The organism is Streptomyces sp. R41, assembly GCF_041053055.1.
Lineage (GTDB): Bacteria > Actinomycetota > Actinomycetes > Streptomycetales > Streptomycetaceae > Streptomyces.
In genome coordinates, this window is the sequence record NZ_CP163443.1 from 1,503,331 (window position 1) to 1,516,727 (window position 13,397).

Genomic DNA, 13,397 nt, shown 5'->3' on the forward strand with positions numbered 1-13,397 from the left:
AGGCGGGTGATCAGTACTCCAGTTCGGGGCGCAGGGGGCCGCCCACCGCGTGGAGGTGCCGCAGCACCTGGGCGTAGGAGTTGAGGAGTCCGGTCTCGTGATACGCGATGCCGTGCCGGGCGCAGAACGTGCGCACGAGTTCCTGGGCATGGCGCAGGCTGGGCCGCGGCATGGAGGGGAACAGGTGGTGCTCGATCTGGTAGTTCAGCCCGCCGAGCGCGAGGTCGGTGATCCGGCCGCCGCGGATGTTGCGTGAGGTCAGTACCTGCCGGCGCAGGAAATCGATCTTGTCGTCCTTGGCGAACATGGCCATGCCCTTGTGGTTGGGGGCGAAAGAGCACCCCATGTACAGCCCGAACAGGCCTTGGTGCACGGCGATGAAGCACACGGCCTGGACGGGAGACAGGACCAGGAACACGGCGGCGAGATAGCCGCCGAGATGCGCCGTCAGCAGTCCCGCTTCGGCCAGCTTGGTCGTCCGCGAGGTCGCGGTGCCGGTGCGGTCGAGCAGCGCCCGTACGCCGGCGACGTGCAGGGCGAGTCCTTCCAGAAGCAGCATCGGGAAGAACAGCCAGGCCTGGTGACGGGCCAGCCAGGCATACGCCCCGCTGCGGACGCGGGCGTGGTCCTCGGTGAAGGCGATCGCGCCATCGGCGATGTCGGGGTCGCGGTCGACGTGGTTGGGGTGGGAATGGTGCCGGTTGTGCTTGGCGATCCACCAGCCGTAGCTGAGGCCGATCAGCAGGTCGGCGTGCACGCGGCCGAGCACGTTGTTGACGCGCTTGGAGGCGGCGATCTGGTGGTGTCCGGCGTCGTGCCCGATGAACCCGGTCTGGGTGAACATCACCGCGAGGAAGGCGGCGGTCACCAGCTGCCACCACGACTGCCCGATCAGGGCGAACGCGGTCCAGCCGGCGGCGAGCAGGAGCAGGTTCGCCCCGACCTTGACGGAGTAGTAGCCCGGCCGCCGCTTCAGCAACCCGCTCCGCTTCACCTCGCGGGAGAGTGCGGCGTAGTCGCTGCCCCGGCCACCGGGCAAGGGTTTGGTCATCTCGGCGTGGTCCGCCGGACCGGCGTCCCGGTAGCTGACGTCAGTGGTCACAGTGTTCCTTTCGGCGTGCACGGGCGCTGCCTCCGGCGCGAGGGCGGGGCGCCGTCAAGGGCGCCGTTCGGGGGCAGCGCGAGGCAGGCCCGCGGCGCGGGCCTGCCTCGGAATGGGGTGTCCTCAGAGCGCGCGGACCTGGTCGGCCTGCATGCCCTTGGGGCCCTGGCTGGCGGTGAACTCCACCCGCTGGTTCTCTTCCAGGGAGCGGAAACCACCCGTGTCGATCGCCGAGTGGTGGACGAAGATGTCGGCGCCGCCCTCATCGGGGGCGATGAAGCCGAAACCCTTGTCCGCGTTGAACCACTTCACGGTTCCTTGAGCCATGTGACGTCTCCTTCGAGATGGCGAGTAGGTCGGAGACCGCGCACTCGCGCGATCCCGGGCTGCTGGTCGCCAGCCGTCGAAGAAAACCCCCGCAAACGGCAAAGCACCCGCTGTCAGAACTCCGCGGGCGCTTCCACGTTCGCAAACTTCAACTACAACCACTCCCTACAACGTGCGGAGCGCGGGGATCGTTCCCGGTCGGGCGGGGAAGGGTCCGGCGGCCGGGCGAAGAAGGGCTCGACGACCGGGCGGAGAAGGGCTCGGCGACGCCCTGGCGGGTCGGCTCCGGGTCCGGAGAGGAGTACCGTGGCGGCACCGAGCGCATCTCGCATGCCGTCATCCGTTTCGGCGTCGCCCTCGGGGAACGGCAAGGCCGGAGCACATCAGGTCCGGTCGGAAAAGAGCCGCACCATGCCGCCTGGCTCGTACTGTCGCGCTGTCTTCCGTATCCCGTTCCGCGCCCCCTCGTAGCGGATTTCCTCGTTCCCGGGGTGTCTGAGAGGCATTCCGGCGCCTCATGCACGCCCTGAAACGATCAAGAGGATGCAGGACGCATGTATTCACAGGACTCGATCTCCGGCCGCCGCCGCGGCCGCCCCGAACCGACCGCCGAGATGCTCTCCGGACTGGCGTGCCTCATCTGCGGCACCGACTACCGGAACGCGCCCGACCCGGAGGCGGTAGTGGTTTCCCACCGCGACGACAGGCAGCTGCTGGCCTGCCACGGAACGTGCGCACGCATCGTGAGCGGGTCGGTCAACGGTCTGGACGAGACGCCCCTCCCGCTGGCCGAGCGCGTACGCAGGCACCAGGCCGACCGCTCCTGACCCGGAAGCCCGGCAGCCGCAACCAGCACGACAAGAACGAAATGATGAGGAAGCGCATGAGCCTGATGAGCCTCGGAGTACTCGCCTCCTCCCGCAAGGAGAACGAGTTCCGGCTGCCGTTGCACCCCGGTCACCTCGGCCGGATCGCCCCTGATGTACGCGAGAAGATCTTCCTCGAACAGGGCTACGGCGAACGGTTCGGCGTCGCCGACGACGCGCTGCGACCGCTCGTGGCCGGCCTGCGCTCCCGCGAGCAACTTCTCGCCGAGTGCGACGTGTTGCTGCTGCCCAAACCCATGCACGAAGACGCCGCGGCGCTGCGCGAGGGCCAGGTGCTGTGGGGATGGCCGCACTGCGTGCAGGACGAGAAGATGACCCAGATCGGCATCGATCGACGGTTGACCCTCATCGCCTGGGAGGCCATGAACCACTGGACGTCCACCGGCGCCTTCAGTGTCCATGTGTTCCACAAGAACAACGAGCTCGCCGGTTACTGCTCGGTGCTGCACGCCCTGCAACTCGGCGGGCTGACCGGCAGCTACGGGCGTCGTCTGCGCGCGGTGGTCATCAGCTTCGGCGCCACGGCGCGCGGAGCGGTCACGGGCCTGGGCGCCATGGGCGTTTCCGACGTCACGGTGCTCACCCAACGCGCCGCGGCGGCCGTGGCGTCGCCGATGCCGTCGGTCGTGATGGGGCACTTCGAGGAGCAGGAGGACGATCCCTCACGCCTGCGGGCATTCACCGCGGCCGGTTCCATGCCGCTGGCGGAGTACCTGGCCGGGTTCGACATCATCGTCAACTGCGTCCTCCAGGACACCGACGCGCCGCTCATGTTCGTCACCGACGAGGAACTCGCTCTCTTCCGGCCGGGGACCTTCTTCATCGACGTCGCCTGCGACGAGGGCATGGGCTTCGCATGGGCCCGCCCGACCACCTTCGGCGCGCCCATGCACACGGTGGGGTCGGGCTGCCACTACTACGGGGTGGATCACAGCCCGTCCCACCTGTGGAACTCCGCGACCTGGGAAATCAGCGAGGCGCTCCTTCCCTACCTGCGCAAGGTCATGAGCGGTCCCGCGTCATGGGAGGCCGACGCCACCGTCAAGAACGCCATCGAGATCCGCGACGGCGTTGTCCAGAACCCGAAGATCCTCTCCTTCCAGCACCGGACAGCCGCCTACCCCCACGGCCGCGAGGTCCCGGCCCCGGAGCTGCGCTCCCTCGCACGACCGGCCTGACGACTCCGGCGGTGCCGAGTCAGCAGGGGCTTGTCAGCCTGCCCTCGGCCTATGCGCCACGACGGACCCGGGCGGCCTTGCGGGCCTCGGCAGTCAGGCGGGCCTCGGCGGACCGGCGGGACTCGCCGGCGGCGCGACCGGACCGACCCGGGCGGGTGCCCAGACCGCGGAAGGGGGCACCGCCGCGCTTCGGGCGCTCCGCGACCGGCCCGCTGCCGCTGACCGGGACACCGGAGGGAGCCTGGGCGCCGGTGATGCGGCTCAGCTCGGCCTCGCCCGAGCGGACCTGCGTGATCTGCGGCCGGATGCCGGCGTCGGACATGAGACGGGTCATGTCCCGGCGCTGGTTGGGCAGAACCAGCGTGACGACACTGCCGGACTCGCCGGCGCGGGCGGTACGGCCGCCGCGGTGCAGGTAGTCCTTGTGATCGCTGGGCGGGTCGACGTTGACGACGAGGTCGAGGTCGTCGACATGGATGCCCCGGGCCGCGACGTTGGTGGCCACCAGCACCGTGACGCCGCCTGTCTTGAACTGGGCCAGGGTGCGGGTGCGCTGGGGCTGCGACTTGCCGCCGTGCAGCGCCGCGGCCTTCACCCCGCTGCCCAGCAGGTGCTTGGTGAACTGGTCGACGGCGTGCTTGGTGTCCAGGAACATGATCACGCGCCCGTCACGGGCGGCGATCTCGGTGGCGGTGGCGTACTTGTCCGCGCCGTGCACGTGCAGCACGTGATGCTCCATCGTGGTGACCGCGCCCGCCGAGGGGTCGACCGAGTGGACCACCGGGTCATGGAGATAGCGACGGACCAGAAGGTCGATGTTGCGATCCAGCGTGGCCGAGAACAGCATGCGCTGGCCGTCGGGGCGCACCTGGTCGAGCAGTTCGGTGACCTGGGGCATGAACCCCATGTCGGCCATCTGGTCGGCCTCGTCCAGGACGGTGATGTTCACCCGGTCCAGGCGGCAGTCCCGGCGCTCGATGAGATCCATGAGACGGCCGGGGGTCGCGACGACGACCTCGGCCCCGGCGCGCAGTGCGCCCGCCTGCCTGCCGATCGACATGCCGCCGACCACGGTGGCCAGCCGCAGCTTCAGCAACCGGGCGTAGGGGGTGAGCGCATCGGTGACCTGCTGGGCCAACTCGCGCGTGGGGACGAGGATCAGGGCCAGTGGTTTCCGGGCCTCGGCGCGCTGTCCGGCCGTGCGCACAAGGAGCGCCAGGCCGAAGGCGAGGGTCTTGCCCGATCCGGTGCGCCCGCGCCCCAGCACATCGCGGCCCGCGAGGGAGTTCGGCAGCGTGGCGGCCTGGATCGGGAACGGCTCGTTCAGGCCGAGGCTGGTGAGCATGTTCAGCAACTCGACGGGCATGTCCAGTTCCCCGAAGGTCGCAGCCGCGGGGAGGGCCGGGGTGACGGTGACCGGGAGCGCGAACTCCCCGTGCGGGGCGGAGGGGCGGCGCCCGTTGCCGCCTGAACCGACGCCGGGGCGCCCCTGACCCTGCGGCCGAAAACGGGCTCCCCGGTCAGACCCGAAACGGTCGTTCGTACGAGCTGAGCGGTTCATGGAGAACCTTCCTCGATATGGCGCGCATCGAGGAATTCTCGGCATACATGAGCCGAACGAATTGCAAGAACGAGCCGAACTTAAGACTACGAATAAAAGAAGCAGGCCACATGGCCCCGCGATGAAAAAAGGCAAACTCCGCAAAAGCACCAATTCGCTTCGGGAGTTTACGGGAACCGTAACTGCAACTCGGGCAATTTTAGCACGGTGCACACATCCGGACGCGACGGCACCAATTTTCACCCGCGATGCGTTGACCACGCACTATGCGCATTTCTGAGGCGGCAGAATAAGATCAACCAGCCCCTTCCCTTGTGACGGGTATCACGGCAACTGGTCGACGCGGTCGGACAGTACATGGCATGCGAGGGTTCCACGGGCTGCGGAGCGGTGGGGGTGCAACCCTTCTACGCGGTCGGGGGTCTCCCTTTGTCGGCGTGGGCCCAAGATTCTCGCGGTCCGCTCAAGAATCGACACAAGGAGATCCGTTGACGACCGCCACCCCGTGGAATTCGGGCCGGCTGATGCCTAACCCAGCGCCCACCGAGCTCCGCACCCCACCGCACGACGGCACCGGGACGCCGCATGCGTTGCGACTCGACATCCAGGGGCTTCGTGCCCTGGCGGTCTCGCTGGTCGTTCTCTCCCACGCCGGGGTGAGCCGGTTCAGCGGGGGTTATGTCGGTGTCGATGTCTTCTTTGTGATATCAGGCTTTCTGATCACCTCGTTGTTGTCGCGCGAGCTCCGCGCCACGGGCGGTATCTCGATCCGGAAGTTCTACGCCCGCCGGGCGCTGCGCCTGCTTCCGGCATCCACGCTCGTCGTCGTCGCCACGCTCGGCGGTTCCTGGCTGTTCCTGTCGAAGATCCGCTTCGCCGACTACGTGGGCGACGCGCTCAGCAGCGCTCTCTACGCGGTGAACTTTCGGCTGGCGATCACCGGCACGGACTACCTCGCCCAGGGAAGCCCGCCGTCACCGTTCCAGCACTTCTGGTCGCTGGCCGTCGAGGAGCAGTTCTATCTGCTGTGGCCGCTGCTGCTCCTTCTCAGCTGGAAAATGGCCCGGCGACGTGCACTTCTGGTGGCGCCGCTCGTCGCGCTCTGCCTGGTTTCGTTCGGGCTGAGCGTGTCCGTGACGGAGAGCTCGCCGCCTTGGGCGTACTTCGGTCCGCACACCCGTATCTGGGAACTGGGCGTCGGGTCCCTTCTCGCGCTGTTCGTCGCCCGGCTGGAGCAGCTGTCCCCCACCATTTCGGCGCCGATGACGTGGACCGGCCTGGCCTGCGTCGTGCTGTCGGCGCTCTGGTTCGACCAGGACACGCCGTTCCCCGGATATCACGCGCTCCTGCCGGTTGCCGGAGCCGCGCTCCTCCTGGCCGGCGGCTGTTCGCCGGCCAGGTTCGGCGCCGGATGGCTGCTCTCGCGACGGCCGGTGGCCTGGCTCGGCGGGTTGTCGTACGGCTGGTATCTGTGGCATTGGCCGCTTCTGCTCATCGGACCGATGGCGTTGGGCAGACCCACCACCGTTCGGCTGGCGCTGGTGCTCAGTGCGATCGCCCTGCTCATGGCGTGGGCCACTGCGCGCCTGGTCGAGAATCCGGTGCGCTTCCACCGGGCGTTCCGCGGCCGGCACGGCCGGGCACTGGGGCTTGGTCTCGGCCTGTCGGTGGGCGCCGCAGTGATGTCCCTGATCGCGGCGGCCTTCCCGCCCCCGATCGACTCCGGTGCGCACGCGCCCGCGCTCAAAGACGCTCTCGCGACCGCACCGGACGCACGGTCGCGTCTGACAGAACTCCTGGATGCCTCGGACACGCGCCTTCCGAGTAACCTGGCGCCGGCACTGGCCAAGATCAAGGACACGAAGTCCGCGATCTATCGGGACGGGTGCCACGTGAACTACGCGAGCACGCGGACACCGCCGTGCGTCTACGGAAGCCGCTCCTCGGAGAAGGTCGTCGTACTCTTCGGTGATTCGCACGCGGCCCAATGGTTCCCGGCGCTGAACCGGCTCGCGTCGACGCACGGATGGAAGCTGGTTTCGCTGACCAAGGCGTCCTGCAAGGTGGCCGCGGTGACCATCGTCCAAAACGGCAAGCCGTACACGGCATGCGATGCATGGCGAAGCAGAGCGCTCGCACAGATCAAAGAGCTCCGTCCCTCGCTGGTGATCGTCTCGTCTTCGGATGCGGGCAACCCGGTACAGGCGATGCGTGATCCCCTTCAGGGCTGGACCGCGGGGTTCCGGGACACGTTCCAGAAACTCGCGGGAACCGGTGCCCGGGTGGCCGCCATCCTCGACACTCCTTGGCCGAAGGGTGACGCGGTCGACTGCGCGGCTCTGTATCCGCTGCGGCTGGGGCGCTGTTCGAACCACGTCCCTCAGGCGATCAAGGACCAGACCCGCAGAAACGCGATCACGGAGGCGGCAAGGTCGACCCGCGTCGCGGTCATCGACCCGGAGCCCTGGCTGTGCACCCGTTCGGGCAACTGCCCCGTGGTCGTGGGAGACACGTTCGTCTACCGCGACGACAGCCACATGGCCGAGGCCTACGCCGAGGCCATCGCTCCCGTTGTCGGCGATCGGCTGTCCGAACTCTTCGGCACAGACCTGCGGGGCACCGGGCTCCGGTGACGAGAAGGAAAGGCCGTTTCGGGCCTCCCGCCGAAGGCCGCACGGCGGGGCTTCGGTTCGCGGTGCGTTCCGTCCAAGGCTCCGGCGCCGGCAAACGTGCGGCGACCGGCAGCGGGCCGAGCAGGGTGAGGACGAACTGCGGGCGGATCACCTCGTACAGCGATCCGCCCGCTTCTGCGTGATCGTCGGCTACAACGCGACGCGGACGGCGAAGGCGTAGGTGCCCGAAGGAACGCTGTAGACGGCCCGGTCGCCCTCGATGCGCTGGAACTGCGCGCCCTCGGGTGTCTCGTACGGCTTACGGCCGCCCGTCGGCACCCGCACCTCGGCCGTGGGGCCCGCCGCACCACCGCTCCCCCGCCGGCGACGACATGACCGTCTGCGCGGCACTGGCGGTCGCGGTGTTCAGGCGAGTTCGAGAAGTCCCCTGCGGACGGCTTCCGACACAGCCGCTGCCCTGTTGTCGGCCTTGAGTTTGCGGTAGATGCGGACGAGATGGGTCTTGACGGTGGCCTCACTGAGGAAAAGCGCCTCGGCGATGGCCCGGTTGCTGCGGCCTTCCGCCAGCAGCCGGACGACCTCGATCTCGCGATGGCTCAAGTCCTGGTCCGGACGGACCACTTGGCCGACGAGTTCACCCACGATCTCCGCGGCAAGTCCCACGGAGCCGGCGGCCGCGGTGCGGACTGCCTGGAACAGTTCCTCGGGCGGCCCCGCTTTGAGTACATAGCCGCGAGCACCCGCCTCCAACGCACGGACCACGTCGGTCCGTCCGGCGTAGCTGGTCAGCATCACCGCCGCCACGCCCGGCGCCTTCAAGGCCAGCCGACGGACGGCCTCGACGCCGTCGATCCCTTTGTCCGGACCGGCGAAGCGAAGATCCATCAGTACCACGTCCGGCATCAGCCGAGCGGCCAGGCGGACGGCTTCCTCACCGCTGCCGACCTCCGCGATCACCTCGAGGTCGGGTTCGCCGTCCAGCAGAGCGCGCAGTCCGGCACGTACGACAGCGTGATCGTCCGCGATCAGCAGGCGGAGCGGTTCGCCGGTCATGAGGCAGTCGCCGCGGTGACAGCTTCGACCGGCTGGGCTCGGGGCCGCGCGGACAGCGTGGCACGGAACCTGGTGCCCCTGCCCGGCCCGCTGCTGACCTCGAGCTCACCGCCACATTCGCGCAGCCGTGCCCGGGCAGTGGGCAGACCGAATCCGCGGTCCGCGCGGGCGCCTGCCCTGAACGCCTCGGCCGGGTCGAAGCCGACTCCGTCGTCGCTCACTTCGAGTTCCACCCGATCCCCGTGCCGACGGAAGGTGACCAGCACATTCACCGCGCGGGCGTGTTCGCGTACGTTCGCCAGTGCGCTCTGCGCGACGCGGAACAAGGTGGTGGCTGCGCGGTCGTCGAGGACGGGCTGATGCGCGCCCACCGAGCAGAACTGGACCCGGGCCGCGGCCCCCTCCGCCCCGGAACGGGCACACAGCAGACGCAGTGCGCCTTCCAGGCCGGCCTCGGCGACGGCGGACGGGGTGAGATCCCGGATGATCCTGCGGGTCTCGGCCAGGTTGGAACCCAGCCCGTCGGTCACAGCGCGGACACGGGTCCGCGCGACGTCCGGCCGCTCCTCCCAGTCGCGCTCGGCCGCCTGAAGCAGCATCAGGCTGCCGGCGAGTTCCTGGGCCAGGGTGTCGTGCAGATCCCGGGCGATACGGGCCCGCTCCGCCACTACGCCCGCCTGACGCTGTTGCTTCGCCAGCGTGTCCCGCGTGTCCCGCAGCTCTTCCACCAGGCGCTGGCGGACCGCCGCGTCCCGCTGTTGGGCCCGGTAGAGGGCGACGGTTCCCCACACGGCCGCCACGGGGACCAGGACGACCTCGGCGTCGACGTGACCCGTGGAGCGGACGAGTGCCCCGACCAGTACCGACGTGATCACGGCCACTGTGACCACGGCGGCGCGTAGGCCGAGCGCGCGCAGGGCCGCGCAGGCGAGCGGGACCGCACACCAGACGTAGGCGGTCGTCAGCGGTGGTGGAGCGAGGAACGCAAGGACGGTCCACAGCAGGAGCAGTACGGGGATCCAGGAGCGGCGGCCCAGCACGCCGAGCCGGTCCCACCACGCCAGGCCGCTCGCGTACGCCAGTGCCAGCAATCCGCTGACGCTCACGATGGACCAGCACCACGGGTTGTCCTCGAGCCGGGTCAGCCGCACGAGACCGGCAGCGACGACGAGGAAGAACGCCAGATGGGATATGTGTTCCAGGGTGGGCCGACTGCCGCGAGCGGTCAGCGGAGTGCGATCGGACACGGCAGATCCCCTTGGGCGGACTGATCCGGGCACGGGGCCCGAGTCTATCCGCCACCTGTATGACCTGTGTGAACAGTGGGGCCCGCGGCGTTCGTCCGGAGGTGTGCCGGACGAACGCCGCGGGCCCCACTGTCGCTTGCCACGGCGGCCGCTACGCCCCCGGGTGCAGTCCGAGCCACCCGGGCGTGGGATCGCCCTTCACCTCGCCGAAGTACAGGGCGAAGGTCTGCTTCCAGCGTTCGACCTCCGCGCGGTCGGCCATGAAGCGGGGGAAGCCGTCGATGTGCGCGTTCGGGTACTCCCAGATCGGCTTCAGGCCCGCCGGAGGCGTGACGTCGGTCCGTACCGACCAGCCGTTGAAGGACGTCTGCTGCTGGGTCGTGGACAGCTGCCAGTTCAGGTAGAGCTTGGCGGCAGTCGCGTTCTTGGCCTGCTTGAGGATCGCGGCCCGCTGCCCCCAGGCCATGAAGGGGTGGCCGTCGGCGACGACCCACTTCGCGGGCGACGTCGCCGGTGAGGCCAGGGAGCCCGCGGTGCCGATGCCGACCGGCTTCTGTCCGCCGAAGACCGCGTCCGCGGGCGAGTTGCTGCCCCGGGCGAACCGCACGTCCTGCTCGGCGAGCGCGGCCACCCATTCCCAGCCGTACTGCTGCGCGTACAGCGAGTAGAGGTAGAGAACCGCGTCGTCGTCGTGCGGGTACGACGAGGCGATCTGCCCCTTCCACTTGGGGTCGATCAGGTCGAGCGGGCTCTTCGGGGCATCCGAACCGACCGCGGACACCGCGTACATGAAGCTGAAGCCGATCGCGCCGATGGCGACCCACGCGCCGTGCGGGTCCTTGAAGCCGTCGTACCTTCGAGAAACCGGCCGGCTTGTAGCGCAGCAGGCGGCCCTGTTCCTTCCAGCGCGTGAAGTCCTGCAGCGTCTGCAGCTGTACGACGTCGGGGACGAGGGTGTCGGTCGCGAACTGGTTGTCGACGCGGACGTCGTGGTACTTGCTGTAGTCGACGATCAGCGTCAGATCGATATCGGGGAAGCGGCTGCGGAAGGCCGCCTTGGTGGCGTCCTGCTGGGTCGGCGTGTCACCGCCGGCATAGATGACGAGCTTGCCGCCGTCCGCGAGGGCCGCCTGGTACAGCTCGTCGAGTGTTCTGGTCTCCTCGGCGCCGGAGGCACGCCGGGATCCCACGGACGAGGTGGCGGCGGCGGGAGTCGCTGCGGCGCCGAGCGCGCCCATTCCGAGGGCGGCACCGGCTCCGGTGGCGAGTACACGTCGTCTGCTGAGGAAGCTGGACACTCTGCTGGGACCTCTCTGATGGGGGGTGAGGCCATGGGCGGGGACCCGGCGCCACGGTCGGTTGTGATTCTTGTGCCGCGGAGAGGCTGTTCGCGTCGACCGAACGGAGCGGAGAAGGTTCAGGAGGTGGAAGCCGCGTTCAACCGAACGGTTGAACGGCATCGGCCTACAACTTCAACCAGCCGCTCGCGCCTCGTCGGCGATGCGGTATCCGCACAGGCACCCCGCGCACCGTGGACCTGGCCGCCCACCCACGGCGCTCCCCCACAAGTGCAGACACATCACCCGAGGAAGCTCGACCGCGCCTGCCAGCTCGGCCGAGATGGGATCTGATGGATCTTCCGATGGGCGGCATCCTTCGCTCAGGCACAGCCAAGAGCTCGTCCTCGCAGGACAGTTGCAAGCTACGACTGCTGCTCACACACCGATGAGCCGTCAGGCAGGATTCCCCCACCGCACATGCAGAGTGGGGGGCTTTCGAAAGACCAGACCGTACGGAGTGGCACCGCGGTCCGGGTCGAGGCGCAGGGCAGGGAGGCGTTCGAGCAGGCGCTGGAGAGCGATGCGGGCCTCCAGGCGGGCGAGGTGCGCGGCGAGACAGTGGTGCGGGCCGTGTGCGAAGGCCAGTTGGAGACGGGCGTTCTCGCGGCGGACATCGAACCGATCAGGATCGGGAAAGACGGCCGGGTCGCGATTGGCGCCGGCCAGGGAGACGGTGACCAATTCACCGCGGCGGATCGTGGCCGGGCCGAGGACGGTGTCACGGGTGGCGTAGCGGTCCACGACCGCCGCACCGGGTTCCAGGCGCAGCGATTCCTCGATCGCGCCGTCCAGCAGGTTGGCGTCGGCCCGGACGAGGGCGAGTTGGTCGGGGCGTTGCAACAGGTGCAGCAGCGCGTTGGTGATCATCGCCTCCGTGGTCTCGATGCCTCCGAACATCAGCACCGCGGCATTCGACGCCACCTCGGGCAGCGCCAGCCGCCCGGCAGCGGAGACGAGGAGCGACGATGAGCTCCGGCGCGCGACGGTGGCTTCCACGGCGGACCGCAGCTGCGCGTACGCCGCCGCACCGGCGGGCCCCGCCTCATGTCCGGCGGTGATGTCCGAGACCGACCGCACGATGGAGTCGTACCAGGAGAGCACCGTGGCCGCGGTGGTGCCGGCCAGGCCGAGTGCCTCGGTCACGACGGCGACCGCGAGCGGGCCGGCGAAGGCGCGTCGCAGTTCGGCCGCGCCCCCCGGTTCCAGTGCGGTGATGAGCCGGTCGGTCTCGCGCTCGATGAACGAGGCGAATCCGTCGCGCACCTCCCGAGGGCGGAAGGGCGAGGCGAAGGGCTCGCGGTGGCGGGTGTGCTGCTCACCGTCCAGGGACAGCATGCTCGGCCCGACGACCTGCGCGGTGGAGAACCGGGGGTCGTCGACGGTGAAGGTCACTGCGTCCCGCATCACGCTCAGCGCGAGGTCGCGGCGGGTCACAAGCCAGCCGCCCAGCGCGGGCAGCCAGGACACGGGCTCCCGTGCACGCAGCAACGCCAGTCGCGGATGCGGGTCCCGGGCGAGTTCGGCGAGCGTGGTCGCGGCCCCGAGCGGAAAGCGGTCGACGACGGTCATCACGAGCCTTGGCCGGACATGGGCAAACCGATCACAGCCAAGGCTAACAACTCCTCCGAAGGCGTGGCGGATCGGGGCTCCACTGTTCCGGCGTGCGGGAGCACGGGCGAGAGCGGCTGGAAGGCGCCCGCTCCCATACGACCTCACCGGCGCCGCCCAGTACCGGGACAGCGCGGTCGGCCGAAGGGACTCCACCCTCGGCCGCAACGCTGAACATCTCGTACGTCACCGGCTGCAGCGAGGTCAACACCCGTCTGCAACACAGGCGTTGATATGCCCACCGACTGGACCCGCCGAAGGGCACCGTCACCGTGGGTGCCAACTCCAGTATTCGCCTCCCCTACGCGCAGAGCAGACTCAGGGGCCGCACGGGCCAGTTCTGCTACCTCGACGACATCCAGTCCTGGTCCACCAAGGAGACCGCCGTCGACGGGGACGCGGCGCCGGCCTGGATGGCGTCGTTCGTGGCGGACCAGGGCCAGGAGATGTCCGCTGGATCA

At 69.2% G+C, this 13,397-nt stretch carries 10 protein-coding genes and 2 pseudogenes; 4 read left to right on the forward strand and 8 right to left on the reverse strand.

Features of this window, described 5'->3' with window-relative positions; all coding sequences use genetic code 11:
* Positions 1-10: 10 nt before the first annotated feature.
* The gene (locus AB5J53_RS07110; RefSeq protein ID WP_369244757.1) at positions 11-1,102 is read right to left on the reverse strand and encodes a fatty acid desaturase; all 1,092 of its coding nucleotides are present in this window, start codon (positions 1,100-1,102) and stop codon (positions 11-13) included.
* 123 nt (positions 1,103-1,225) lie between these two features.
* The gene (locus AB5J53_RS07115; RefSeq protein WP_369244758.1) at positions 1,226-1,429 is read right to left on the reverse strand and encodes a cold-shock protein; all 204 of its coding nucleotides are present in this window, start codon (positions 1,427-1,429) and stop codon (positions 1,226-1,228) included.
* 554 nt (positions 1,430-1,983) lie between these two features.
* Between AB5J53_RS07115 and AB5J53_RS07120 the strand changes: the two genes are divergently transcribed.
* Both AB5J53_RS07120 and AB5J53_RS07125 read left to right on the forward strand, forming a co-directional pair.
* On the forward strand, positions 1,984-2,256 hold the full coding sequence (locus AB5J53_RS07120; protein ID WP_369244759.1) for a hypothetical protein: 273 nt from the start codon (positions 1,984-1,986) through the stop codon (positions 2,254-2,256).
* 56 nt (positions 2,257-2,312) lie between these two features.
* On the forward strand, positions 2,313-3,494 hold the full coding sequence (locus tag AB5J53_RS07125; RefSeq protein ID WP_369244760.1) for a N(5)-(carboxyethyl)ornithine synthase: 1,182 nt from the start codon (positions 2,313-2,315) through the stop codon (positions 3,492-3,494).
* Positions 3,495-3,543: 49 nt separating this feature from the next.
* Here AB5J53_RS07125 and AB5J53_RS07130 read toward each other — a convergent pair whose 3' ends face one another.
* Positions 3,544-5,055, reverse strand: coding sequence for a DEAD/DEAH box helicase (locus AB5J53_RS07130; protein ID WP_369244761.1), 1,512 nt, complete (start codon positions 5,053-5,055; stop codon positions 3,544-3,546).
* A gap of 488 nt (positions 5,056-5,543) precedes the next feature.
* Between AB5J53_RS07130 and AB5J53_RS07135 the strand changes: the two genes are divergently transcribed.
* The gene (locus tag AB5J53_RS07135; protein ID WP_369244762.1) at positions 5,544-7,688 is read left to right on the forward strand and encodes an acyltransferase family protein; all 2,145 of its coding nucleotides are present in this window, start codon (positions 5,544-5,546) and stop codon (positions 7,686-7,688) included.
* A gap of 189 nt (positions 7,689-7,877) precedes the next feature.
* Here AB5J53_RS07135 and AB5J53_RS07140 read toward each other — a convergent pair whose 3' ends face one another.
* The 5 genes and pseudogenes from AB5J53_RS07140 to AB5J53_RS07160 all read right to left on the reverse strand — a co-directional run bounded on the left by AB5J53_RS07140 (position 7,878) and on the right by AB5J53_RS07160 (position 12,897).
* Positions 7,878-8,006: a hypothetical protein gene (locus tag AB5J53_RS07140; protein WP_369244763.1), complete on the reverse strand. Its 129-nt coding sequence runs from the start codon at positions 8,004-8,006 to the stop codon at positions 7,878-7,880.
* Between the two features lie 87 nt (positions 8,007-8,093).
* Positions 8,094-8,741, reverse strand: a complete 648-nt coding sequence (locus AB5J53_RS07145; RefSeq protein WP_369244764.1) for a response regulator — start codon at positions 8,739-8,741, stop codon at positions 8,094-8,096.
* Positions 8,738-9,988, reverse strand: coding sequence for a sensor histidine kinase (locus AB5J53_RS07150; protein ID WP_369244765.1), 1,251 nt, complete (start codon positions 9,986-9,988; stop codon positions 8,738-8,740). The genes AB5J53_RS07145 and AB5J53_RS07150 overlap by 4 nt, the downstream gene beginning before the upstream one ends.
* 151 nt (positions 9,989-10,139) lie before the next feature.
* A pseudogene (locus AB5J53_RS07155) lies at positions 10,140-11,286 on the reverse strand (ABC transporter substrate-binding protein).
* Between the two features lie 435 nt (positions 11,287-11,721).
* On the reverse strand, positions 11,722-12,897 hold the full coding sequence (locus AB5J53_RS07160) for a cytochrome P450 (RefSeq protein ID WP_369244766.1): 1,176 nt from the start codon (positions 12,895-12,897) through the stop codon (positions 11,722-11,724).
* Between the two features lie 136 nt (positions 12,898-13,033).
* Here AB5J53_RS07160 and AB5J53_RS07165 point away from each other — a divergent pair.
* Positions 13,034-13,376: pseudogene (locus AB5J53_RS07165) on the forward strand (glycoside hydrolase family 9 protein); the annotation flags it as partial.
* Positions 13,377-13,397: the final 21 nt, after the last annotated feature.